At 47.4% G+C, this 24,055-nt stretch carries 21 protein-coding genes; 16 read left to right on the top strand and 5 right to left on the bottom strand.

The window, feature by feature from the left end:
• Positions 1-33 precede the first annotated feature (33 nt).
• From ASG85_RS16510 to ASG85_RS16495, 4 genes are all read left to right on the top strand, one after another.
• Entirely contained in the window at positions 34-807 is a 774-nt protein-coding gene (locus tag ASG85_RS16510) for an NUDIX domain-containing protein (RefSeq protein WP_060646993.1), read from the top strand.
• A 69-nt stretch (positions 808-876) separates the two neighbouring features.
• Entirely contained in the window at positions 877-1,416 is a 540-nt protein-coding gene (locus ASG85_RS16505; protein ID WP_060646991.1) for a cysteine hydrolase family protein, read from the top strand.
• Between the two features lie 27 nt (positions 1,417-1,443).
• Positions 1,444-2,319: an ammonia-dependent NAD(+) synthetase gene (nadE, locus tag ASG85_RS16500; protein ID WP_414858742.1), complete on the top strand. Its 876-nt coding sequence runs from the start codon at positions 1,444-1,446 to the stop codon at positions 2,317-2,319.
• Positions 2,320-2,324: 5 nt separating this feature from the next.
• On the top strand, positions 2,325-3,767 hold the full coding sequence (locus ASG85_RS16495; protein ID WP_057307446.1) for a nicotinate phosphoribosyltransferase: 1,443 nt from the start codon (positions 2,325-2,327) through the stop codon (positions 3,765-3,767).
• Between the two features lie 33 nt (positions 3,768-3,800).
• Here the strand turns inward: ASG85_RS16495 and ASG85_RS16490 are convergent, their stop codons facing one another.
• Entirely contained in the window at positions 3,801-4,595 is a 795-nt protein-coding gene (locus ASG85_RS16490; RefSeq protein WP_060646987.1) for a hypothetical protein, read from the bottom strand.
• A gap of 133 nt (positions 4,596-4,728) precedes the next feature.
• Positions 4,729-6,066 carry a hypothetical protein gene (locus ASG85_RS16485; RefSeq protein WP_060646985.1) on the bottom strand — a complete coding sequence of 446 codons (1,338 nt, stop codon included), beginning with the start codon at positions 6,064-6,066 and terminating at the stop codon, positions 4,729-4,731.
• A 222-nt stretch (positions 6,067-6,288) separates the two neighbouring features.
• Here ASG85_RS16485 and ASG85_RS16480 point away from each other — a divergent pair, with 222 nt between their 5' ends.
• The 6 genes from ASG85_RS16480 (at position 6,289) to ASG85_RS16455 (ending at position 12,326) form a co-directional block, all read left to right on the top strand.
• The gene (locus tag ASG85_RS16480; protein WP_057307153.1) at positions 6,289-7,332 is read left to right on the top strand and encodes a BMP family lipoprotein; all 1,044 of its coding nucleotides are present in this window, start codon (positions 6,289-6,291) and stop codon (positions 7,330-7,332) included.
• A gap of 94 nt (positions 7,333-7,426) precedes the next feature.
• Positions 7,427-8,926, top strand: a complete 1,500-nt coding sequence (locus tag ASG85_RS16475; RefSeq protein WP_060646983.1) for an ABC transporter ATP-binding protein — start codon at positions 7,427-7,429, stop codon at positions 8,924-8,926.
• Entirely contained in the window at positions 8,919-9,986 is a 1,068-nt protein-coding gene (locus tag ASG85_RS16470) for an ABC transporter permease (RefSeq protein ID WP_060646981.1), read from the top strand. Before ASG85_RS16475 ends, ASG85_RS16470 begins: the two co-directional genes overlap by 8 nt.
• 28 nt (positions 9,987-10,014) lie before the next feature.
• A complete protein-coding gene (locus ASG85_RS16465) occupies positions 10,015-10,893 on the top strand; it encodes an ABC transporter permease (protein ID WP_082588114.1) in 879 nt (292 codons plus the stop codon).
• 25 nt (positions 10,894-10,918) lie between these two features.
• A complete protein-coding gene (locus ASG85_RS16460) occupies positions 10,919-11,596 on the top strand; it encodes a sulfite oxidase-like oxidoreductase (protein WP_060646977.1) in 678 nt (225 codons plus the stop codon).
• Position 11,597: 1 nt separating this feature from the next.
• Positions 11,598-12,326, top strand: coding sequence for a nucleoside phosphorylase (locus tag ASG85_RS16455; RefSeq protein WP_060646976.1), 729 nt, complete (start codon positions 11,598-11,600; stop codon positions 12,324-12,326).
• Between the two features lie 465 nt (positions 12,327-12,791).
• Here the strand turns inward: ASG85_RS16455 and ASG85_RS16445 are convergent, their stop codons facing one another.
• The 3 genes from ASG85_RS16445 to yhbH form a co-directional block, all read right to left on the bottom strand.
• The gene (locus ASG85_RS16445) at positions 12,792-13,004 is read right to left on the bottom strand and encodes a hypothetical protein (protein WP_029197871.1); all 213 of its coding nucleotides are present in this window, start codon (positions 13,002-13,004) and stop codon (positions 12,792-12,794) included.
• 186 nt (positions 13,005-13,190) lie between these two features.
• Complete coding sequence (locus tag ASG85_RS16440; RefSeq protein ID WP_057307160.1) at positions 13,191-14,621, bottom strand: SpoVR family protein; 1,431 nt, start codon at positions 14,619-14,621, stop codon at positions 13,191-13,193.
• Positions 14,618-15,775, bottom strand: a complete 1,158-nt coding sequence (gene yhbH / locus ASG85_RS16435; RefSeq protein ID WP_057307161.1) for a sporulation protein YhbH — start codon at positions 15,773-15,775, stop codon at positions 14,618-14,620. The genes ASG85_RS16440 and yhbH overlap by 4 nt, the downstream gene beginning before the upstream one ends.
• Positions 15,776-16,104: 329 nt before the next feature.
• Between yhbH and ASG85_RS16430 the strand changes: the two genes are divergently transcribed.
• From ASG85_RS16430 to ASG85_RS16405, 6 genes are all read left to right on the top strand, one after another.
• Positions 16,105-17,946 carry a sensor histidine kinase gene (locus ASG85_RS16430; RefSeq protein ID WP_235550149.1) on the top strand — a complete coding sequence of 614 codons (1,842 nt, stop codon included), beginning with the start codon at positions 16,105-16,107 and terminating at the stop codon, positions 17,944-17,946.
• On the top strand, positions 17,930-19,213 hold the full coding sequence (locus ASG85_RS16425) for an ABC transporter substrate-binding protein (RefSeq protein ID WP_082588105.1): 1,284 nt from the start codon (positions 17,930-17,932) through the stop codon (positions 19,211-19,213). The genes ASG85_RS16430 and ASG85_RS16425 overlap by 17 nt, the downstream gene beginning before the upstream one ends.
• A 4-nt stretch (positions 19,214-19,217) precedes the next feature.
• Positions 19,218-20,393, top strand: a complete 1,176-nt coding sequence (locus tag ASG85_RS16420) for a response regulator (RefSeq protein ID WP_060646973.1) — start codon at positions 19,218-19,220, stop codon at positions 20,391-20,393.
• 121 nt (positions 20,394-20,514) lie between these two features.
• Positions 20,515-21,825 (top strand): ABC transporter substrate-binding protein, encoded by a 1,311-nt coding sequence (locus tag ASG85_RS16415; RefSeq protein ID WP_057307164.1) that lies wholly within the window; start codon positions 20,515-20,517, stop codon positions 21,823-21,825.
• A 13-nt stretch (positions 21,826-21,838) separates the two neighbouring features.
• Positions 21,839-22,720 carry a carbohydrate ABC transporter permease gene (locus ASG85_RS16410; RefSeq protein ID WP_060646971.1) on the top strand — a complete coding sequence of 294 codons (882 nt, stop codon included), beginning with the start codon at positions 21,839-21,841 and terminating at the stop codon, positions 22,718-22,720.
• Between the two features lie 116 nt (positions 22,721-22,836).
• Complete coding sequence (locus ASG85_RS16405) at positions 22,837-23,622, top strand: carbohydrate ABC transporter permease (RefSeq protein ID WP_376769354.1); 786 nt, start codon at positions 22,837-22,839, stop codon at positions 23,620-23,622.
• Positions 23,623-24,055: the final 433 nt, after the last annotated feature.

The following is a 24,055-nucleotide window of genomic DNA, read 5'->3' as shown; positions in this document are numbered from 1 at the left end:
TATGAAAAGAAATGTGATTAAGCAGGTGATCAAATGAATATCCCAATAGAGAATGAAAGCAACTATCAAGCGAGTAAATATCGCACACCGGACGGCGCGCCTACGGATATCGTCATTTTTACAATTACCTCAGAAGGAAAAGGATCAGTGAAGAAGTCACTTCCTACTCGGGAGCTGCAAGTGTTATTGATTCAAAGAAAGCAATGGCCGTTCGAAGGCCAGTGGGCACTTCCTGGGGGCTTCTCGATGGAAACTGAAACGATCCAAGAGTGCGCACGGCGTGAGCTAACGGAGGAGACGGGTGTTTCGGACGTACACATTGAATATTTCAATGTGTATAGTACGCCGCAGCGCGATCCTCGGGGGTGGATGATCTCGCATGCGTTCTTCGCACTCGTGCACGAGCGCCATCTCGAGAAACGTCAAGCCGCTGATGATGCAGCTGATGTTCGCCTTTTCCCTATCGATGAGGCGCTGGCGATGGATCTCGCTTTTGACCATGAAATCATAATGAAAGATGCTCTTACTCAAATTCAGCAGAAGATGCTGACGACGACGATTGCCAGAGAGTTCCTGTCCGAAGAATTCACGATGAGTGAGCTGTATCAAGTCATTCAAACGGTCGTTCCGACGTTCAAGGAACGGAATTTCATTCGTAAAATTACTTCGACCCAGAGTCGTAAAGGGATAATCGAAGAGGTGCTGGATCATAACGGACAGGGCAAAATGTCTAACCGTTACTCCCAGCGTTCTGCTCAGTTGTACCGATTTACTGATTATGTGCCTCAGCTGTCTATTTACAGCTAGGCCTCTCTTTTCTATTTTGATATTGTCTTAATAATAATATCAAATATACAATGTGAAGGAGTGTTTAGGATGAGAGCTCTTATTATCATTGATTATACGGTGGATTTTGTTGTTGGGAAGCTTCCTTGCGGGGAACCAGGCGTTGCGATTGAAGCGAGAATTTGTGAAATTACAGAGCAATTTTTGGCCCAGCAGGACTTTGTGGTTATGGCTGTTGATCTCCACGACGAACAAGATCCTTTCCATCCAGAGACGAAGTTGTTTCCTCCACATAATATTCGCGGCACGGCGGGGCGCGATTTATATGGCAGATTGAAAATTGTACATGAGCATAATAACAGCGAGATTTATTGGATGGACAAAACAAGATACAGCGCCTTCTGCGGCACCGAGTTGGAGCTTAAGTTAAGGGCAAGAGGAATTCATGAGCTGCATTTGGTTGGCGTTTGTACGGATATTTGTGTCCTTCATACAGCGGTGGATGCTTACAACAAAGGCTACGAAATTATTGTTCATGAGGATGCAGTCGCTAGTTTTAATCAAACGGGCCATGAATGGGCCTTGCAGCATTTTCAAGGTACACTTGGGGCGAAAGTCGTTCGAGGTTAAAGTGGTAGCTGAGTTGGGTGCAAAGGTATGAATCGGACAGAAATCACGGAGAATGAGGAGATGGTGAATATGCGGAATCTTAAGCAAGAAGCGATTCAAGCTTCATTATTTGTGCAGGGGAACATTGACGTGACTTACGAAATCGATCGCCGAGTAAAATTCCTCAAGGCGTATCTGGTTCATACAGGATCCAAAGGCTACGTGCTTGGGCTGTCTGGAGGTCAAGACTCCACATTAACAGGCAAGCTGGCCCAAATAGCTATCGATGAGCTAAATGCCGAAGGCGGCACTGAAAGCTTTCAATTCATGGCTGTAAGGCTGCCTTACGGTATCCAGAAAGATGAAGATGATGCACAGGCAGCAATTCAGTTTATTCAACCTAGCCGTGTTGTTACGGTCAACATACAACCGGCAGTAGACGCGTCCGTACGGCAATTTGCCGAAGCTACAGGAGAAGTCTTGAGTGATTTTCACAAAGGGAATGTGAAGGCTCGCGAGCGTATGAAGGTGCAGTATGATTTGGCCGCGCACTATCAATTGCTTGTTTTGGGGACGGATCATGCGGCTGAGGCGATTACCGGATTTTTCACGAAACATGGAGATGGTGCATGCGATGTGGCTCCGATCTATGGCCTTAATAAGCGGCAAGGCAAGCTGCTGCTCGAGCGCTTGGGATGCCCAGAACATTTGTATTTGAAAAAGCCTACGGCAGATTTGGAAGATTTAAAACCAGGTCTTCCGGATGAAGAAGCGTTGGGACTCACTTACGATCAGTTGGATGACTACTTAGAAGGAAGCCCCCTACTCGCTTCTGCCGTACAGAAGATTGAGGAGCGCTACGCTGTTACTGAACATAAACGCAGGGGTCCAGTAACATGCTATGACAATTGGTGGAAAGGATGAATCCTATGAAATACGACAACTTGACGCTGCACACAGATAAATACCAAATTAATATGATGTACGCGCATTGGCTGCAGGGCACTTATCAGCAGAAGGCTGTTTTCGAAGTATACTTCCGTAAGCTGCCTTTCGGGAGCGGATATGCGGTCTTCGCTGGTTTAGAGCGGGTGATTCAGTACATTCAAAATCTGCATTTTGGCGATGAGGAGATCGCCTACTTGCGAACACAGGAAGAGAATTATCGGGAAGATTTCCTGGAGGCGCTTCGCGCATTTAAGTTTGGTGGAGACTTGCAAGCTGTACCGGAAGGTACACTTGTCTTCCCGAATGAGCCGCTCGTACGTGTAGTAGCGAGCATGTTCGAGGCGCAGCTGGTTGAGACGGCGATTCTCAACTTCGTGAACTACCAGACGCTTATCGCGACGAAAGCTTCGCGGATCAAACAAGTTGCTCCACGCGATGTGCTGCTGGAGTTCGGCACAAGACGCGCCCAAGAGGCTGACGCCGCGATCTGGGGCGCAAGAGCGGCCTATGTCGCAGGGTTTCATGCGACATCCAATCTCAGAGCCGGGATGCTGTTCGGCATCCCGACCAAAGGCACGCACGCTCACGCATGGGTGCAGGCCCACGACACGGAAGAAGAAGCCTTCCGTGCTTATGCTGAGGCGCTGCCTGAGCAAGTGACGCTGCTCGTCGATACGTACGATACGCTGCGCAGCGGCGTACCGAACGCGATCAAGACGGCGCGTCTGCTGCAGAGCCGCGGCAAGAGCTTGAATGCTATTCGCCTGGATAGCGGCGATTTGGCTTATTTATCCCAGCAGGCTAGGCGCATGCTGGATGAAGCGGGCTTTCCCGAGGTGAAGATTGTCGCCTCGAATGATCTGGATGAGAACATCATCGAGGGGCTGAAAGCCCAAGATGCGAAGATCGACGTCTGGGGTGTTGGCACCCAGCTCATTACTGCTGCGGATCAACCCGCGCTAGGCGGGGTTTACAAGCTGGTGGCCCGTGAGAAGAACGGCGAATTCGTGCCGGTCATTAAGATCTCGGGCAATCCTGAGAAAGTAACCAATCCCGGCTTCAAGGAAGCCTACCGGATCATAAACAAGAAGACAGGCAAAGCGGAAGCCGACTATTTGGCTCTTCAGCATGAAGTCGATATCAAGAAGGGTGAACGAATCAAGCTGTTCGACCCCATCCACCCTTATATCTACAAATATATTGATGACTATGAAGCAATTCCACTGCTCCACCCCATCTTTCTCCAAGGGAAGCTTGTCTATGAAGAGCCCGCATTGGATGAAATTCGTGATTATCATGCGCAGCAAATGCAGTCTGTTTGGCCGCAGTATTTGCGTAAGCTTAATCCGGAAGTTTATCGTGTGAATTTAAGCGCGGCATTATGGAAGCTGAAGATGGATTTGATTCATGAGCATCAAGGGTAGCTATTGCACATCTAGGTGGTCTGCCCCTTTCGTTCAATTCAACAACGCGATCATCTGATACACCTCGCGATGATCGCCGGGGAGCAAGTAATTGGCGACTTTGAGCTGGGAGGAACCATCGCCGTCCAGGAACAGCCCATCCACCAGCTGTCCATTTCCAACCTGATCTTGCACGGCTGTGCGGAACTGCTCCCCGGTGCATGGCGTTGGAGCCACGACTAGGTAAACGTTGTTATTCCTGTCGTAGACGATACCTGATCGCATGCGCTTCTCGTTAATGAGGGGCATCTCTTCCGCTATCGCTTGCTCCGCCCATCCGTCTGGATTCGTAAGTCCCATGCTCACGCCTCCCTGCGCCCAATAATGAGCGCGATCCATCACCTTCAGCTCGTCCGCATGTTCAACGACTTGAATGGTGAAGGTTTGAGCCTTTTCATCCCATACGAGCGTTCCCCGCTTGCGGTCAATATTAAACCAGCCAGAGCCGTAATCGCCGGGTTCCCCTTTGACGGGACGATCATTAATGACAGCGATGCTAAGGAGATAGCCCTGCCAGAAAAAACCGCCATTAATCCCATTTTCCTGCCTTTCAGTCACATTGCCTGTAATTGCCTTCAGCCCTATATTCTGTGGCGGAGTCCTAATACTATGGAGTGTAACGCCGTTGCTGGCTTGGTGGATGCTATATTCGGAAACAGGGAGGTTTGGCGGTGGTTTCACCGCTGCATGGGTTCCCCAGATGATAGTCCATATAAAACTAGTTATCATAATAAGGAGATAGATAAGAAGGTAAGCTGCATTCATTTTTACAAGTCGTAACATGTACATGGGGCAACTACTCCTATTCTCTTAAATCAGATCCTTTCTATGAGTCTATGAAATTTAATTTCGAATTATGCTTGTAAATAAAAAAACAGTTGAGCGGGAGAATATAGATCCCGTGCAACTGTTTTATTTTTGCTTATTTAAAATCGCCTAGCAAATAATTGTAGAAGGGTTCGTCCGCCCAGAACTTATAGGAGTCGACGTTCAAGCTGGCATTGATTTTCTTTAGGCCGGTAACGACATCGTTAGATTTATCGCTGAGCGAGAAGGACTGTGCATAATAATGGCCTTTACTAACTTTATTATTAGAAATTACTTTGTAGTCTTTCACATCGGTTAATGAATAGTAGAGTGGCTGCCACCAGGAGGAGTAAATAAGTCCTGTCTCGTCTTTACTGTTCTTTTTAGCATATTGGAAAATGACTTGCTGGAACTTGTTCTTTTGCTCGGCGTTATCGAATTCGAACTCAATGTCGTATTCCTTGGCGTAGGCAATGAAATTGCCATTCTCGATTTGGACGACTTGATAATCATCGGATTGTGTCGGCTCGCCCCATTCTTTCAAATAGATGAAGGCAGACGTTTTGGGCTCCAGCTGTACTTTCGCTTGAATGTTCTCGCTGCGCAGCAGTCCGATTAACTGAATCGCATGCGTAATGTCAGAATGTCCATAGGTGAGAGAAAGCTTAGGATCAAAGTTTGCGTCGAAACGAGAATCTTTCAAGTTATAGCCGGTAACTAGATTCTTTTTCAAGGCTTCATCGAAGACAGCACGCAATTCCGTTGATGAAATAAGATCCTCCGTACGCCAAGTATCGTTAATTTTGCGGAAAATATCATCATCGGAAGTCGTTCCAATATAGTGCTTGTATTGTCCTTGGAAAGTAAGAATCTTACCCAGCAGTTCATCCGCAAAGCTTTCGCCAGCCGCCGCATCCGCTTCGAAATCGGAGGAGACGAGGCCGGTATCAATAGCGGCGGCCAGTTCTTGGGCGGCTTGCAGCGTTAGTTGATTGTTTTGATCGTAGTCTATATGTACTTTAGCCAGAGCGGCTTTAATTTTATCCTTGGGATATGTATATGCGAGTTCCTTCAAGCCGGCGGCTTTTAAAGCGATGAAAGTTGCCTGCAGCTGGGTAAGCGTCTGATCACCTTGCAGCTTGCCTTCGGATAGAATGCCTTTTTCGTGCAGAGCAAGGGCTGCTTTGTAATAAGGGCTGTCCTTTTGCAAGTCTGTAAAGGCATTGGTTTGATCTTTCGCTTCCGCTTTCAAGATGCTGTTAACTGCGATAACGAAATCGCCTTTTGATATGGAGTCTGACAAGCTGATGGTATACTGGTTTTTCAAAAACTGTTTGTAAGCTACTGCAGAATCACTTGCTTCTGCGGCAGCGCTTAATGTGCTTACAGAGGCGAAGAGGACGGCTGTTAAAGCAGCTATTTGCAAAGATTTGCGGGATTTCAATGGTTTCATAAGAATAAAACACCTCCGAGTTTTTTTAATTCATATAGGAATAGTATGGTTTATTGAAATATATCAGTTAAGCCTATAGGTGTCAATAAATAATAGTTGTCGTTTTTATTCTTGACATGACCTATGGAATCTACTACTATCAGTCTTAGTTGAAAAGTCGCACTTTGTCGAATAGGATAAAAAAATCTTTGATAAAAACAGATCAAAAGGGGAGAGCCACACATGAAAAAAACGTTATTTTCTATTTTCGCCGTTACATTAATGCTGACTGGCTGCGGCACCGCTAAAAATGATACAGCAGCTCCGGCAGCTACGAAAGCTGCAGAAGCAACGAAAGCGCCTGAAACCAAATCATCCAAAAAAATCATTCTAATAACACCAGAAAAAATCGGTGTGAACCCTTTCTTTGCTCAAGAGGATGAAGGTGTTAAAAAAGCAGGTAAAGAATTTGGCGTTGATGTGAAAACAGTAGAATCTACGGATGCCAGCGCGATAGAGCAAAACCTGCGTGCTGCTGTTGCAGATAATTATGATCTTATTATTACCAGCTCCTTTGAATCCGAGGATGCTCTGAAAAAGGTAGCTGCTGAAAATCCAAAGAAATCTTTTGCAATTATTGATACCGTTGTTGATCTGCCGAACGTTAGAAGCGTAGTATTCCGTGAGCACGAGGCATCCTACTTGCTTGGTGCAGCTGCGGGTCTTGCAACTAAGAAAAATGTTGTCGGTATGGTAGCAGCACTTGATATTCCTTTGATCAAAAAGTTCACAGTCGGTTTCCAAGAAGGCTTGAAATCAACGAATCCGAATGCAAAATTCATCGTCAACTATGTAGGCAGCTTCACGGATCCAGCAAAAGCGAAAGAGCTGGCGTTGACGCAATTCTCTCAAGGAGCAGATTTCATCGCAGCCGCATCAGCTGTTGGCGATTTGGGCGTGTTCGAAGCGGCTAAGGAAAAAGGCTTCTACACATCTGGTCAAGATATCGACCGTACAGTGACAGATCCTGAGCACATCGTTCTCTCTCAATTGAAAGGTACAGACAGCGTTGCTTACCAAACTGTGAAAGATTTCGTGAATGGAACTTTTAAATTTGGCGCTATGGATTACGGCTTGAAAGAGGACGGAGTAGGTCTTACTTTTGTAACCAAAGAAAGCAAATCCAAACTAAGTCCATTTATTGGACAAGACGTTGTGACTAAAGTTAAAGCCATCAAAGACGATATCGTAGCTGGCAAAGTTACGGTTCCGAATCCTCTTAAATAGTAGTACGACCTTACAATTATAATATGACCCTGGAAACTGTTTACGGCGACGTAGGCAGTTTCCGCATTTCTAGGAAAGGAGTGCGAAACCCGCTATGCTGCTTCAAATGAACCAAATTACCAAAACCTATGGAAGCTTGATAGCTAACTCCAACGTAGATTTTTCGCTGCGCGAAGGTGAAATTCATGCGTTAGTCGGCGAGAATGGGGCAGGTAAAACAACCCTGATGCGCATCCTTTACGGAATGGAACAGCCAACGTCGGGAACGATTATTTTACGAGGAAGAAAAATTCAGTTCGTGAATCCTACGGATGCGATTCGTCATGGCATCGGTATGGTGCATCAGCATTTCATGCTGTTTCCTTCATTTACGGTGGCTGAAAATATTGTCATCGGCAATGAACCGCAAGTCGGCTTGAAGTTCGACCGAAAGAAAGCTGCCCTGCAAGTGAAGGCATTGTGTGACATGTACCGACTACCCATTGATCCACTCAGGAAAGTGGCTGACCTTCCGCTAGGATTACAACAGCGTGTTGAGATTTTGAAGGTGCTCTATCAAGGTGCGGATATCATTATTTTGGATGAGCCTACTGGTGTTTTGACTCCGCTGGAAGCGAAGGAACTGCTTGTCATTATGAAGAGCTTAGCGAGCCAGGGTAAAAGCTTCATTGTTATCACACACAAATTACATGAGGTCATGGAAGTTGCGGACCGAGTTACGGTGCTTCGAGACGGTAAAATCAGAGGGAATGTAGATACTTCGGCAACTAACGCTGAAGAACTTTCTAGATTAATGGTAGGAAGAGAACTGGTGCAAACGAGCAAAAGTGCCGCAAGACTTGGTGAAACGGTTCTCGAAGTGAAAGAGATTACCATACAAGGCAAGAAAGGTAAGCCCGTACTGAGCCGTGTCAGTTTTGAGGTGAAGGCTGGTGAGATCTTAGGTGTCGCCGGTATTTCCGGTAACGGACAGTCTGAGCTAATCCAAAGCATTACAGGACTCCAATCGATTGATCAGGGTCACATTCGTCTGATGGGCAAGGATATTACAGGTTGTTTGGTTCGTGAGATCAGAGAAAGCGGGCTTTCGCATATTCCTGAGGATCGTTACCAATGGGGGGCTGCCAAGGAAGGCAGCGTACTTGAAAACGGTACTATGGGGCATCACAGAACGCATCGGCGTAACGGATTATTGCAAGGCAAGTCACTGCGAAATATGGTTGACGGATTCATTCAGCAATTTCAGATTAAAACAGGTTCCCAGGATACGAAAGTCAAATTTCTATCTGGAGGCAATCTTCAAAAACTGATTGTGGCCAGGGAAATTGCCCAAAACCAACCGTTCCTTATCGCTGCCGAACCCACGCGTGGCGTTGATGTTGGAGCGATGGAAGTGATCCACGATGAGCTGTTGAAAAAAAGAGATGAGCAGGGTGCAATTCTATTGGTATCTTCGGAATTGACGGAGATTCTTAAGCTTTCTGATCGCATTATCGTGATGTATGAAGGGCGAATTGCAGGAGAGCTGTCAGCACAGCATGCGACTGAGGAGCAAATCAGCCTGTTGATGGCAGGAGGTAATTCCCATGCTTAATTGGAAAGGAAACATTGGCGCGCTGCTGCAGCCGCTTATTGCGGTATGTATCGGTTTATTGGGCGGGGCCATCGCCATCGTTTTGATTGGAGGCTCCATTTCGGACACATACACACAAATGTGGAAAGGCGCTTTCGGCAATTTTTACTTTTTTACAAATACGTTGACGCGAGCGACACCGCTTATTTTAGTTGGATTAGGCGTTTCAATAGCCTTCCGCGCCGGATTTTTCAACATGGGTTCTGAAGGTCAAATGATCCTTGGTGCTTTAACAAGCGCGATGATTGCGCTCTATTTTCCTGGACCTCCATTATTTAAATTATTTGCCGCGCTGCTAGGCGGTATTGCAGTCGGCGGTATATGGTCAGCCTTAGCTGGCTGGCTTGATGCGCGATTTAAAATGAATTTGATTGTCACCACACTCTTGCTCAATTATATTGCAGCTTTGTTTGCAGGCTATTTGGTTGCTTATCCGCTCAAGGATAAAACGGGATCTGCTGCACTAGCGCAAACGATGATGGTGGATAAAAGCGTATGGCTGCCCAAGCTTTTCCAAGGGATGAGTATGCATGCGGGCTTCATCATAGCCATTGTTTTTGCGGTTCTCTTATTTTTGTTTATTAAATACAGTGCATCCGGTTACGAAATCCGCATGCTTGGCTACAATCCGTTGTTTGCCGCTTATGGAGGCGTAAATCGCGGGAAATTAATGCTCGCGAGCATGTTCGCGAGTGGTGGCTTTGCTGGTCTTGCAGGCGCAGTCGAAGTGCTTGGCATGCAGTATCGCTATACGGACGGCATGATAACAAATCCGGGTTTCGCTTGGTCTGGCATTATGGCTACGCTGCTTTCGGGCGCACATCCGCTCGGTACGACTGTTGCCGCAGTTCTTCTGGCTGCACTGCAGACAGGCGGTATGGGTGTTGAACGTAACACGAGCATCCCACTCGAAATATCAAGTGTCATTCAGTCTCTCTTGATCTTGTTCGTCACGGCTAAGTTCAGTTATACCCTATGGAAACGCAGGAAAGGAGGAGGAAGCGGTGCAGCATCTTCTTGATGTTTCGTTATTTAATTCCATGATTCGGATGGTTGCTCCGATTCTCCTCGCTGCGCTCGGCGGTGCGATATGCTCAAGAGTGGGTTTGTTCAATGTTGGTTTGGAAGGCTTCGTGCTAGTAGGTGCGTTCTCTGCTATTGTAGGCAATCATTATTCCGGGAATGTGTACCTAGCAGTCTTGATTGCGATTGCGGTGACTATTGTTTTTTCACTCGCATTTGCATATATTAGCATCCATTTGCAAGCGAACGTGATCGTCGTCGGTATTTCATTTAATTTTCTGGCGCTCGGCTTAACAGCGTTCTGCCTAAAAGCCATTTTCCATGTTAAGGGCGCCTTTTACGATAAAAATATGGTTGGGCTTCCGAAGTGGAATATTCCCATTGTTCAAGACATACCTGTGATTGGCGGTATTATTTCGGGTCATTCCCCTCTTATTTACTTGGCCTTTGCACTGGTGCTTGGCTTGCAGTACTTTTTGTTTAAATCAGTCCTTGGTTTCCGCTTGCTGGCCGTTGGTGAGAACCCGGTTGCAGCGAAAAGTATAGGCATTAAAGTAGGCCGAATGCAGTATCTGGCCGTGTTAATTTGCGGCTTGCTTTGCGGATTGGCAGGGGCTCAGCTGTCACTAGGTCAAGTCACGATGTTTACCGAAGGCATGACGGCGGGCAGAGGCTTTATCGCACTGGTCGCAACGATGTTAGGACAAGCGAATCCGCTTGGCGTCATGGCATCGAGCCTCCTATTTGGACTGATGGATGCATTCAGTATCAGGCTGCAGGGCTTCTCGCTGCCGACTCATTTCACACAAATGCTTCCTTATATTGTGACGCTGCTGGCGATGCTCTTTTTTAGAAAGAGCAGTTATATGGCAGATGCTCAGAAAGCTAACGGAAGCTCGCGCTAGGTTGCAAAAAGGAGATAATGAACAGATGGCTAAAGCTAAAGACACCAAAGCTGATCGAATCAGAAATATGAAAGTTCCCTCCGTAGGTGCAGCAATGTCAGATCGAGTCCCGCCTGGGCAGATTCTGACAGACCGGTTTCCTATTTTGCATGAAGGAGAAGTACCGGAATATAACATGGCGGAGTGGACATTGCGAGTGTTTGGTGAGGTCGAAGAGGACAAAGTTGTTACGTATGAACAATTGCTCACGATGCCTCAAACGCAAGTCCTCTGCGATATTCACTGCGTAACCCGTTGGTCTAAGCTTGACACGGCCTGGGAAGGGATTCTATTTCGCGATTTTCTTCGCCTGCTGGATATCAAGCCCCAAGGCAAGTTCGTCATGCTGCATGCCGACAACGATTATGAAACGAACGTCCCTCTCGAGGATCTGATGGGCGATCACGTTTTGTTGGCTTTGAAATATGATGGAAAGCCGCTGACTCCTAAACATGGTTGGCCTCTACGGTTGATTGTACCTCACCTTTATTTTTGGAAAAGTCCTAAATGGATCCGAGGCGTCGAATTTATGACGGCTGACCGCGAAGGCTTCTGGGAACAAAACGGCTTCCATAATGTGGCCGATCCATTCCAAGAGCAGCGCTTCTCGGGGGAAGCGATTCCGATTCCAGAAGATGAATGGGAAAAGAAGGAGTTTGATTGACATGCTATTACCAATTTTACAGGTTCATTCAGAGGATTTATCACCGTATGCAATCGTATGCGGTGACCCTTTTCGTGCGGAAGTTATAGCCAGCAAGCTTGATCATAGCAAAGAACTTGCCTTCAGCCGTGAATATCGCACGTTTGTTGGTGAATCACAAGGAGTTCCGATTACAGTTGTAAGTCATGGCGTCGGATCGCCAGGTGCAGCGGTTTGCTTCGAGGAGCTGATCAAGGGCGGCGTAAAGACACTGATTCGCGTTGGCACAGCAGGCTCCTATTCGGCTGATGTGCCGCCAGGCAGCTTAGTCGTCAGTACGGCAGCTGTGAGGGAAGAGGGCTTAACCCGCCAACTCGTTCCGCATGGCTTCCCAGCAGTTGCTGACTTAGATGTCGTGCAAGCGTTGTACGAAGCCGCATCAGAGACGGATGGTCTTGTGCGCAAAGGGATTACCGTGACCCTGGATGCCTTCTTCCAAGGTGTCGAGGAATTTCCACACCGCAAGTATAAGCAAGCCGGAGCTCTTGCCGTTGAGATGGAAATCGCAGCGCTCTATGTCATTGCTTCATTGCGCGGTGTTCGTGCGGGTGCGATTGTTGCGCTGGACGGTTATGCCGATGCTGATTTGAGAGAAGTTTACAACCCTCATACCGATGTTGTCGCACAAGCGGTTGAACGTGAAATTCTGACGGCGATTCATGCCGTTATTAAACTGCACGCTAAGGCGTAGAGACAATGGGATGACCGATGGCGCAGTTGTTGCTTTAGAAGAGGCTGCCCTCAAAAGGCGTTTTTGGAAGTTATGCTCTTTGCCCGTTACTATAATGTGCTATGGTTTGCTTTGCTTCGGTAATCAGAAGTTATCGAGGGAACGTAGAGGCGTTATTTGGTTGAAAAACACCCGAAATGATGAGGGAAAGGAACGAGGAGGCGTTATTTCACGGGTTTTTGTCTCCGAATCGCTCTTTTTAATCAAATAGCGCACATACGTTCCTCTTAGTCGATTTTATGCGAAGAATTCCCAAAATAGCGGCTCTACGTTCCGCTAACTAGAGTTCGGGGTGACTTTCTATTGCAGTTGTAACAAAACAAAAAAATGAGAAGGCAAGAATCTTGCCAACTCATTTTTTTTGTTTTCTGTACCCAAAGTAATCTACTTGGGTTAGAGCTTTATGCGTATGTAACGATTATGTAATTAAAAAATTGGGATTCTTGCTTTATTCCCATCTTTGGCATATAAAATGGCTTCTGAACTAAATAAATCAACGTGTTCTAACGGTTGAGCAAGGTTCATCGTTGTAAATTTGTTATAACGAAGAGCGTTGATCAGAGAGGGAATTAATTTGTGGTCCGTTCCAACGAAATTGACAGAAATCGGCGTTTTGTTAAATAAAATATTCATTCTCAACTTCAACTCATCTCCTATAAAAAAATAAATAATAATATTAACTGAGTATTAAGAATATCATCTATGAAATAATAAGTCCGTCGATTACCGTTGTCGGAATAACACTAGTTCTGTCGAGGCTCAGGGAAATAAAACACGTGCAAATAGAGGCCGCTTGAACCAATACGTTCAAGTGGCCTCTTCGTTTTAGAGAAAACGACGATGATGCTTCTTCCCGTCATAGGTGAACAAAACCGGCTTATCTTCGACGATGGTATGCATATGAATAGATTTGCCCCAGAGCTTGTAAATGTAGGGGAGCGTTCGCTCGACATACTTGAGATCAAGTTCGACCCCTTCGAATGCGTGCTTCAAATACAATTCGCCGCTGCGCTGGTAATCGCCATCTTCCACAACAATGTAGGGGAAGCCGCCATTTACACGTGAGTAAATGAGCTGATCCCGGGTGTTTTCCCACGTTTTATCGGTAATCTTCCACTCAGGACCTTTCTTTTCAAATACATATAAATCGAGTTCTTCCACGAGAGGTTTATTCAAATAATTCCGGATAAACGAGGTATCCGATTCGTATTCGCGGACTTCGAATATTTTGGCACGACCATTCCCGGGTTTGCGTCCATGCCTTCTTATTTCTTCCTCCGTCGGATTGTCCCAGTGCTTCTCGATATCTTCATAAATTTTGAGCCCGAGATAATAAGGATTTAAGGTATGACGGGACGGAACCACGACAGAGGAGTTGAGCTTGGAGTACTCAATCGTCTCCTCTTCAGTCAAATCCAGCTCGCGCAGTATGTGTTGGTGCCAGTACGAAGCCCAGCCTTCGTTCATGATTTTCGTTTCAAGCTGCGGCCAGAAATAGAGCATTTCATCGCGGAGCATCGTCAGAATATCCCGCTGCCATTCTTCCATATAGGGGGCATTCTCCTCGATGAAGAGCAAAATATCTTTTTCGGGTTGAGGTGGAAAGCGTTTGTTTTCGTCTTTTTCAGGTGCAGGGGGTCTATTCTTTACATCTAGATCCCATATATCCTCGTATCCATAGGTTGCTACGGAACGTGCGGCTGGTGTGGAGGCTTTGTGGGATTCCTGACGCTTACGCGTCTGTCGATAGGATAGGGTCAGAACAGGATCAATGTGCTCCTGAATAGCTAGCACGGCGTCAATGAATTGCTCGACTTCGTCAATGCCGTGTTCGATTTCATATTGCCGAATTCTTTCGGCGGTAGCGGACATACTCTCTACCATATTGCGGTTCGTGTTTGCGAAACGGGCGTTATTTTTGAAAAAATCACAATGGGCAAGAACGTGTGCGACGATCAGTTTATTCTGAATGAGCGAATTCCCATCTAACAAGAAGGCATAGCAGGGGTCAGAATTGATGACTAATTCGTAAATTTTACTTAAACCAAAATCATACTGTGTTTTCATACGGTGAAAATTTTTACCGAAACTCCAGTGACTGTAACGCGTCGGCATTCCATAGGCACCGAAGGTATATATAATTTCGGCGGGACAGATTTCATACCTCATCGGGAAGAAATCAAGTCCAAAGCCTTTAGCAATTTCCGTTATTTCATCAATGGCGTATTCGAGCTTTTGGATTTCGGTTTTACTCACTGAACAGCCACCCCTTCCTGCTTGGTAAAAAAGGTTTTCAGTGCTTTGTACACTTCACCTTTCTCACGAATGACATAATGAAGAAATTTAGGATCATGAATATGGCGGAAAGCGGACATGAGTGTACTGCTGCGATTGTACTGGTTGACTTCTCCGTATCCGAACATGTTGGAGCGCTCCATTAACTGCGTAATAAGCTTCACACAGCGTTCGTTATCTGACGTCAAATTATCTCCATCGGAGAAATGAAACGGATAAATATTAAATTGTGACGGTGGATACCGTTTGTCGATAATATCAATCGCTGCTTGATAAGCCGAGGAGCAAATCGTACCTCCGCTTTCGCCTTTGGTGAAAAACTCTTCCTCCGTGACCTCTTTAGCTTCGGTATGGTGAGCAATAAATACAATCTCGACATTCTCATACTTCGTGCGCAAGAAGCGTGTCATCCAGAAAAAGAAGCTGCGGGCTATATATTTCTCAAAGGAACCCATGGAACCGGAGGTATCCATCATCGCAATAATCAGAGCATTCGAGTGAGGCTTCTCTATCTCTTCCCACGTTTTGAAACGAAGGTCGTCTGGACTGATATGATGGATCCCAGGGGAGTTCGATTTTGAATTACGGCGCATATTCTCCAATATTGTCCGTTTCTTATCGATATTGGACATAATCCCTTTTTTGCGGATATCGTTAAAAATCACTTCCGTCGTGGTCATATTGCGCTTATCTTTTTTCTGCAAATTGGGCAGCTCCAGCTCAGAGAACAACATGGCTTGCAGTTCCTCCATGCTCACTTCCGCTTCATAGTAATCTTCGCCAGCTTGATCGCCTGCACCCTCACCTTTCCCAGGGCCTTGGGCTGGCTGCGGATCTGTGCCCAACACATCGCCGACCTGAGAGTCCCCGTCTCCCTGACCAACATGCTTTCCTTTACTAAAGTTATAGCGGAATCGGTATTCATCCAGACTCTTAATAGGCACTTTTACGACCTGTTTTCCATTGGACATGACGATACTTTCGTCAGTAACCAGATCGGGAAGATTCTGTTTAATCGCATCTTTCACCTTCTCTTGGTGCCTGGTCTGATCCTGATATCCTTTGCGATGCAAGGACCAATCCTCTTTGGAAACGATAAAAAGGGGTTCTGTCATGAGGACACCTCCTTAGAGTTTTGCTTTAGCGAAATTTACGTCGTAAGCTTTTGCTGAATTATTATGGCAAGCATAATGCTGAACGGACTAAGGTGAAAAAAAGCTTGTTATTAAATATATTCAAATATGGGTGGGATATGTGATGCTTTGTAAGTTTGCCAGACCGAAGAGTTGACAGGTAGAAAAGAATTTCCATTACATGTCGAATATTCAGGTTATTTAGTTCATTTTCCTCATTTTCACATCAATAGAAGGTGATATTGTCCTTATCTAGAATTATGTCTCAGAACATATCCGTTAAATGTCAATGTATGGAAGTGAGGTGAACCGTGATTCGACGACGACCTATTCCTATCTTTATCCAGTTGCTGGCTGGTATGTTTCTCATTGCGGCTCTGGCTATTGCGCTCACCAATCTATTCAACTATCGCTTAACTTCACAGCTAGCGTTGAATCGTACGGCTGGATATACGCAGGAGTCTGTCGATCAATTGTCGGCAAAGATTGATGTGCTGCTGCGTCAATATGATCAAGCCTCTCAGATGATTGCGTTCGATGAAAAGGTGCAGACCGCTTTGAACAAGCCGATTACGAAGCAAGGAGGGCAAGAGCAGCTTGCGCTGAACCGCTACCTTGCGGAGAAAACGCGCTATATCGCAGGTGAAATGCTCATTCACCTTTTCGACCGGGAAGGCAATGCTTACTCGTCTAACGAGTCGCTCCAATTATCTTGGCGGAAAGCGGATGACGCTGTGAGCGCCGTTACTTGGTACAGAAAAATGGAGGAGCTCGATGGTCATATGCTATGGGTGTATGGTCCGGCTTGGCGAGACGGTGAGATTCCTGCCATTATTGGGGCTCGAAAGCTGAAAGACTCTCGAAACCTCACCATACTGGGTGATCAGTTCGTGGTGTTTCCTGTGGAGAAAATGAACCGGATGATTGGTGAAACGGGCCAGCGCATCGAGCGAAAAGTGCAGGTGATGGATTCCATAGGGAATATCGTGTATTCGACGGAGCCTCGCGAGATTGGAACGGCGGCAGATCAAGGGCTCTTCGCCAAGTTCGGCGGGAATGCGCAGCCTTTCTTCGAATGGACGACAAGGGAGGATCGCAAGCGGATGCTTGTGGCCTACGCCAAGTCCAATTACAGCGATTGGACCACCATTGCTTATTTCAAACCCGAAGCGGTGTATAGCGACGCTTCGCAGATGTGGGCGAACGCGCTGCTGACCATGGCTGCAGGTATCGGGATTGCCCTCGCGCTGGTAGCATACTTCACTTGGACGTTAACGAAGCCAATCCGTCAATTGGCCGACGGGATGAACAAGCTGAGCAAGGAAGGCATCAAGCCGATCGACCGGCCTTTTGCGAGCCGGGAGATCACGCAGCTTTATTCGAACTACAATGCCATGGTGCGTCAACTGGAGGAAGTTGTGCAACGTCTCTCCGAGCAGCAGATTAGTGCCCAGAGAGCGGAGCTTGTCGCATTAAAAGCCCAGTTTCGCCCGCATTTCTTATACAATTCACTGAATCTGATTTACTGGACGATTGAGGACGAGAGGCCGGAGAAGGCACAGGAAATGACACTCGCGCTCGGAGAACTGCTTCGATACAGCGTCCATCCATCGACCGATTTCGTGACGCTCGGGGAGGATCTGGCGCAGCTAGACCGGTATTTATTGCTCCAGCGGGCGCGCTTCGGAGAGAAATTCAACGTAAGTATCGACATTGAGGAAGGATTGCAGCAGCAAAGTGTGATTCGGCTCGTCCTGCAGCCTCTCGTCGAGAATGCCTTCCACCATGGCTTAGAGCACAAGGACGAGGGGGATTGGCTAATTAGGGTCCAGATCTACCGGCAGGGAGGCAAGATCCTGTGCTCTGTGGAAGATAATGGCGTAGGCATGCCGCTTACGGCTCTGCAGACACTTGAAGACTCGATTCATAGGGAGCAAGGCTTTGAGAAGAAGGCGGGCGGCATCGGGTTAAGCAATCTGCATAAGCAGCTGCAGGCTTTCTTTGGTCCAGGCTACGGAATTCGCCTGATGACAAGTCAAATGGGAGGACTGCAGGTAGTATTATCGCTTCCTTTGCTGGACCCGCCGTCTCAGTTTGATAGGGAGCAAGGATTGTCGATGCTGGGTAAGAGAGGGGATGATGGCGCTGCTTAATTTATTTCTTCGGATTTCACTAGTACTGGCAATGATCAGCCTACTCTGCTCTTGCTCCCTCGAAATGGTCATGCCGAGTGTGAAAAGCTCTCCGAAGCCCAGTACGCTGCGTATCTGGCTGTGGCCGGGAAGCGGGCTGGAGCCGCTGATTAAGACGTATGTGGCAAACAATCCTCAGATGGATGTAGAAATGGTTACTTTTCAATACGACGATGTGGTGCCGAGTCTCATGACTTCGTTAGCCACGAAGGCTGACTCCCCGGATCTTGTTCTGTTGGAGGCTTCGCAGCTGAATCAATTAAAGCGCTTCCAGAGCCAGTTCTATAACCTCTATGAGTACGGCGACGAGCGAGTTCATTATCTGGACTGGAAATGGCGGCAAGCGGAAAGCAAGAATGGTGGCTTCTTGTTTGCCATGCCTGTCGATATCGGGCCAGTGGCGCTTGCGTACCGTCATGACTTATTTGAGGAGGCTGGTTTACCAACAGAGCGGGAGGAGGTGGCGGCTTATTTGTCCGATTGGGATGCGTTGGAGCAGGCAGGAGTCCAATTGAAGCAGCGGACGGGGGCTGTATTATTCGATAATATAACGAATATCTTCCTTAGCTATCTCAACCAGTTTGACGGTCAATATGTGCTGCCTGTGGAGCATGAATTAAGTCCGCATGTTAAGGAAGCTTGGGATCGGGCGGTGTATTTCCACAAGCGCGGCCTCAGTGCCGGGTTGCCGTCGCAGACCTCATCTTGGGCCGAAGGAGCGGTCAATCGAAAATTCGCCCTCGTATTGGCTCCCTCTTGGCTTCACGGCATGATGAAGAAGAATGCTCCTGCTACAGCGGGCAAGTGGGATCTGACGCGGGCACCTGGTCTGCCATCCAATTTAACGGGGACGTACTTAGCGGTACCGAAGACAAGCTCATCTCCCCATGCGGCGTATAAGCTGGCCTGCTGGTTAACGGCTCCACAGCAGCAGTTGGCGAATTTTATCGGCAGCGGGAATTTTCCTTCTACACCGGAATCGTACTCCTCTTCTAATTTTCTGGAGGTTCACGATCCCTTTTTCAATGATGCGCCTGTCGGTCAAATTTATTCTTACACGGCGCTTCGTTACAAATCCGGTTACGATGATTACGATTATACGACGATTGAAAGATGGATTCGCGACGGTCTTCGGCGGGTTGAATCTGACGGTGCAGATCCTGAGTTTACATGGAAAGGGATTATGAAGCAGTTTGAGACGCTGAACCATGTAGAAGGAGGAGGGTAACCGTATGTTTACTGTTCTGATTGTAGACGATGAAGCGAATGTACGTCTCCCAATGTGCAGAACATTGGCCCGATTCGAAGGCGTGGGTGAAGTACTGGACGCCTCTAGCGGGTTGGAGGCGATTGCAATACTGAAGCAGAGGACGGTGCAGCTCGTTATTACCGATATCCGCATGCCGGCGGGGGACGGCTTGCAGCTTGCCGAATATATACGGCAGCATTCACGGCAAACCGATGTGTATGTACTGACAGGGCACGCGGAATTCGACTATGCAATGAAAGCGATGCAGCATCAAGTGGCAGCCTACCTGCTTAAACCTCTTTCCAAAGAGAAGCTGCTAGAGGTATACAACGAAGCTTACGGGAAGTACCGAAGGCAGATGGAGTCCGAGCAGGTGAATGTGATCCGCAGCCGGGCGTTGCTAGAGAAACGCATGCACGACCTACTTCACGGGGTGCCGGTGCCAACCTTCGATGAAGGGTTGATTCCGCAATATGCCACCATCCGGCTCGTCTCCTTTTCGACCAAGGATTTGCGGTCTCTGGGGGAGACCTCGGTACGTTACTTTATCCGGGAATGTGCGCATGAATCGTTCAGCGGATTGGGGACGGCGGCAGTATGCGAAGAGGACCGGCTCATCACTGTGGTTCTGTTCACCGAGCACGATGATAAGATGGCCTGGGAGCAGCGGGTGCAGGAAATTTCGAAGTGGATGGAGGCAAAGCTCCGCATCGAAGTGAAGACAGGTCATGGCGGCTGCACCAAGGAGATAAGTGATCTTGGGTTGATGTATATGCGCAGTATGATGAGCCTGGGCTTCAACGAAATTACAAGGAAGGAAAGAGGGGACTCGTTTCCGCCAATTATTAAGGCGCTCTTGAAATACGTACATAATGAATATGCCAACGAAACGGCGAATTTGTCCGATTTTGCCCAGCAATTCCAAGTGAATGCCAATTATTTAAGCAATTTGTTTCATCAGGAGATAGGGCTCACCTACACCCAGTACTTGACACAGTTCAGGCTTACGGAGGCCAAGCGATGGCTGCGCGAGACGAACCTGAAGGTATATGAGGTATGCATTCGGGTAGGGTACAAGGACCCAGCCTATTTCAGCCGCATCTTCAAAACCTTCGTCGGTATGGCCCCCGGGGATTATCGGACGGTGGAACATTCCTGAGAAGAGTCCAAGAAATCGAAGATTTGTTACCTATACGAGCTGTATAGACCTGCCTATACTAAATGTAAGGGCTTACTTGTTTGGAAGTCCAGTTGAAAAAGGTGAAGGGAGCGTTTATCGAATGAATTGGGTACCTAAACGCAAGTCCATGTTTCTGCTTTTGGTTTCTCTTCTAGTTCTTCTTAGTGCATGCAGCAGCGGAGGAACGCAAGACGCAGTAAAAAATGAAGCAGCAGGTGGAAACAACGGGAAAAAGGTTCAACTGCAAATGTGGTTTTGGCAGGGGGCATCATTTGAAAAGATTATACCGGAGTTTAACCGTACCCATCCGAACATCGAGATTATTCCACAGATTTATAAGTGGGAAGACGCCCACAAGAAGCTGTTGACGGCTATGTCGGCAGGTTCGGGGGCTCCGGACATTGCGATGATCGATATTTCACAGATGGACCAATTCTTGAAGTACCCTGATAAATTTTATGACCTGAACGAGTATGGAGCTAAGGATCTGTCCAAGGATTATCTGGATTGGAAATGGAAGCAAGGCAGCGTTGGCAGCAAGCAGCTTGGATTTCCAACGGATATAGGTCCGATGGTGCTTTATTACCGCCAAGATCTGTTCCAACAAGCCGGACTCCCTTCGGAGCCTAACGATGTTGCGGCCAAGATTAAGAATTGGGACGACTTCCTCGCTGCCGGCAAAACATTGAAGGAGAAAACAGGCGCCAGTATTTTATCTAACCCTTATGAATTGTATGGTGCGATTCGCGACCAAGGCAATGAACTGTACTTTGACAAAGACGAGAATTTGACAATGGAATCCAACCCGCAAATCAAGAAAGCGTTGGATTATTATAAAAAAGCCCGTGAAATGGGCATCGCTGGAGCTTATGACCAGAAAAATGCGCTGCAGGAGTACTCTGCCGCTCTGAATTCGGGCAAAATCGCGACATACATCTCTGCAGCTTGGGGCAAAGGGCACGTCGAAACCCGCGCACCGGATACGAAGGGCAAATGGCGCGCAGCCAAAATTCCAGAGGGCACTGGCAACATGGGCGGTTCGTTCTTACTTATTCCGAAAGAAACGAAGAATGCCAAGGAAGCTTACACAGCTATTAGTTGGATGCTGTCACCTCAGCAGCAGTTAGAAGTATTCAAGATTTCAGGCAATTTCCCTTCGACTCCGTCGGTCTATGGCGATAAAGCGTTCACAGAGGCGGGGTATGAATTCTGGGGCAACCAGAAGCTCGGTATCTTGTTCTCCGAGGTTGCCAAGGATGTAAAAGTGCAGCGTAAAGGACCTTTCTATCAAACCGTGGAAGATATTATTAGCGATGGCATGCAGGCCGTGACGGTCGATAAGTCCAAGGATCCTGACAAAGAATTCGCGGCCCTCATTGAGAAGGCCAAGACCAAATTGAAAAACAAATAGGGATGTGGCTGCAATGAGAGGGTTGAAGACGTATCTGGCGCCCTACCTGATGATATCTCCATTTTATATCTTGTTTATCGTATTCGGCTTGTTTCCGATCCTGTTCTCGCTGTACTTGGCTTTCCATTCGTGGGATGGGCTCGGGCCGATGGAGTTCGTGGGACTTCGCAATTTCCGTAATCTGCTGACCGATGATCCAGATTTCTGGAAATCGGTCGGCAACACCTTCGTCATCTGGTTTTTTTCGACCTTACCGCAGCTGTTTCTGGCACTGGTCGTAGCATTTCTGCTCAACGCCGCTTTCGTGCGGTTCAAGGACTTTTATCGAGCGGTCTATTTTCTGCCGAATATTACGTCCATTGTGGCTGTAGCCATTATCTTCGGCTCGTTCTTCGGCAGCCAGTTCGGACTGATTAATGGCCTGCTTCAGGTCGTTGGGCTGCCCCGAATTGAATGGATCAATGATCCCTTCTGGGTGAAGGTTGCCGTGTCGCTGATGGTCATTTGGCGGTGGACGGGCTATAATGCCATCATTTACTTGGCCGGGCTTCAGAGTATCCCGCATGATCTGTATGAAGCAGCTACGATTGACGGGGCGAGCCGGAAGCAGCAGTTTTTCAGCATTACGCTGCCTCTGTTAAAGCCGATCATTCTATTCACTGTGATCCTTTCGACGATCGGCGGTATGCAGCTGTTTACCGAGCCCTTAATTCTCGTCGGCAATACCGGCGGGGCAACCAAAGGCGGGCTGACGCTGGTGTTGTATCTGTATAACCAAGCCTTCGGCAATCAGCTGTTCGGCTATGCTTCCGCTATCGCTTGGATGCTGTTTCTGATCATTGGTATTTTCTCCTTCTTGAATTGGAAATTCGTTTCGAGAGGGGAGGGCATCTGATGAGCGCGGAATCTTCTAAAGTCACGGTCACTCGCCGAAGCAGAGATGCCGTCGTCCTAACCAAGACACCAGCGAAGTCCTCTTGGGCTTCAGGAACGATCCTTATTCACATAGGGATGCTGGTCGGTTCTTTATTGTCGCTATTTCCTTTTTACTGGCTGTTCGTGATGTCTACCGCAACGACTTCGGATATGTTCCGGTTTCCCCCAAGGTTTCTGCCGAGCGATCAATTGCTGGTTAATATCGGCAAGGTTATCGATCATGTCGGGTTTTTCCGGTCGTTCGGCAACAGCTTGATCGTAGCAGGTGTGCACACACTTCTGGTTTTGTTTTTTTGCTCGATGGCGGGCTTCGCCTTTGCGAAATTCCAGTTTCCAGGTAAGCCGTTCCTGTTCTTCTTCCTGCTAATGACCATGATGGTGCCGCAGCAGCTGGGGCTAATCCCCCAGTTCATCATTATTCAAAAGCTGGGCTGGATCAATGACCTGAAAGCCTTGATCATCCCGGGCGCGGCGAGTGCATTTGGCATCTTCTGGATGCGGCAGTATGCGGCATCCGTGCTGCATGATGAGCTTATCAATGCAGGACGCATTGACGGCTGTAATTCTTTCGACCTGTACTATCGCGTAGCGCTTCCGGTGCTTCGCCCGGCGTTAGCTACGCTAGGCATCATTACGTTCCTGAATTCTTGGAATGATTATTTGTGGCCGCTCGTCGTCATCTCGGTACAGAACAAATTTACGATCCAGATGCTGATCGCCTCAATGAATGGCGTGTACAGCACGGACTACTCCATGGTCATGGCTGCTACGCTAATGGCTACGGTACCGCTCATTGTTGTGTTCTCAATCTTCAGTCGGCAGTTTATTGCCGGGCTTATGCAGGGGTCAGTGAAAGATTGACAATAGCTGAGCTAGGAAGCTGCTCGGGTGTTGGATAGAGCTGCTATTGCAGGAAGGAGCCGTCCCAAAAAATGAACAGTGACCCGAAAGAAAGACACTTTGAAGAAAGTGACCTATTTCGGGTCTTTTTACATTTATATAATAATGAATAAGAAAGGTCGAGTCGAGGATTACACATGGGAAATAATTGGAGTAGGGAATCCTTCTTCTCGGTTGAAAGATGTTGTAAAAAGTGCAACAAATTCTGCCTAGATCCCGCCTTTCTCCCCTCGATGTTGCATAATGTACAACAATTGGGCTCTATACAGGTTATTTTGAAACGAATGGATTCGAAATCGGTCTAACCCCCTAATACTGGACACTAGTCGACTAAAGCAACAGATTACTTATTAAATTGCGAGTTTAAACGGCTTTACTTCATTTTTCTTTAACT

Source organism: Paenibacillus sp. Soil724D2 (assembly GCF_001427935.1).
GTDB lineage: Bacteria > Bacillota > Bacilli > Paenibacillales > NBRC-103111 > Paenibacillus_E.
The sequence above is the reverse complement of the archived record's forward strand: the minus strand, read 5'-3'. Positions and strand labels throughout refer to the sequence as shown.

What these genes read in the sequence shown, in the direction of transcription:
- ASG85_RS16510 (WP_060646993.1), top strand. Translation starts at nt 34, where the DNA reads ATGAATATCCCAATAGAGAATGAAAGCAACTATCAAGCGAGTAAATAT.
- ASG85_RS16505 (WP_060646991.1), top strand. Translation starts at nt 877, where the DNA reads ATGAGAGCTCTTATTATCATTGATTATACGGTGGATTTTGTTGTTGGG.
- nadE (WP_414858742.1), top strand. Translation starts at nt 1,444, where the DNA reads ATGAATCGGACAGAAATCACGGAGAATGAGGAGATGGTGAATATGCGG.
- ASG85_RS16495 (WP_057307446.1), top strand. Translation starts at nt 2,325, where the DNA reads ATGAAATACGACAACTTGACGCTGCACACAGATAAATACCAAATTAAT.
- ASG85_RS16490 (WP_060646987.1), bottom strand. Translation starts at nt 4,595, where the DNA reads ATGTACATGTTACGACTTGTAAAAATGAATGCAGCTTACCTTCTTATC.
- ASG85_RS16485 (WP_060646985.1), bottom strand. Translation starts at nt 6,066, where the DNA reads ATGAAACCATTGAAATCCCGCAAATCTTTGCAAATAGCTGCTTTAACA.
- ASG85_RS16480 (WP_057307153.1), top strand. Translation starts at nt 6,289, where the DNA reads ATGAAAAAAACGTTATTTTCTATTTTCGCCGTTACATTAATGCTGACT.
- ASG85_RS16475 (WP_060646983.1), top strand. Translation starts at nt 7,427, where the DNA reads ATGCTGCTTCAAATGAACCAAATTACCAAAACCTATGGAAGCTTGATA.
- ASG85_RS16470 (WP_060646981.1), top strand. Translation starts at nt 8,919, where the DNA reads ATGCTTAATTGGAAAGGAAACATTGGCGCGCTGCTGCAGCCGCTTATT.
- ASG85_RS16465 (WP_082588114.1), top strand. Translation starts at nt 10,015, where the DNA reads ATGGTTGCTCCGATTCTCCTCGCTGCGCTCGGCGGTGCGATATGCTCA.
- ASG85_RS16460 (WP_060646977.1), top strand. Translation starts at nt 10,919, where the DNA reads ATGGCTAAAGCTAAAGACACCAAAGCTGATCGAATCAGAAATATGAAA.
- ASG85_RS16455 (WP_060646976.1), top strand. Translation starts at nt 11,598, where the DNA reads ATGCTATTACCAATTTTACAGGTTCATTCAGAGGATTTATCACCGTAT.
- yhbH (WP_057307161.1), bottom strand. Translation starts at nt 15,775, where the DNA reads ATGACAGAACCCCTTTTTATCGTTTCCAAAGAGGATTGGTCCTTGCAT.
- ASG85_RS16425 (WP_082588105.1), top strand. Translation starts at nt 17,930, where the DNA reads ATGATGGCGCTGCTTAATTTATTTCTTCGGATTTCACTAGTACTGGCA.
- ASG85_RS16420 (WP_060646973.1), top strand. Translation starts at nt 19,218, where the DNA reads ATGTTTACTGTTCTGATTGTAGACGATGAAGCGAATGTACGTCTCCCA.
- ASG85_RS16415 (WP_057307164.1), top strand. Translation starts at nt 20,515, where the DNA reads ATGAATTGGGTACCTAAACGCAAGTCCATGTTTCTGCTTTTGGTTTCT.
- ASG85_RS16410 (WP_060646971.1), top strand. Translation starts at nt 21,839, where the DNA reads ATGAGAGGGTTGAAGACGTATCTGGCGCCCTACCTGATGATATCTCCA.
- ASG85_RS16405 (WP_376769354.1), top strand. Translation starts at nt 22,837, where the DNA reads ATGCTGGTCGGTTCTTTATTGTCGCTATTTCCTTTTTACTGGCTGTTC.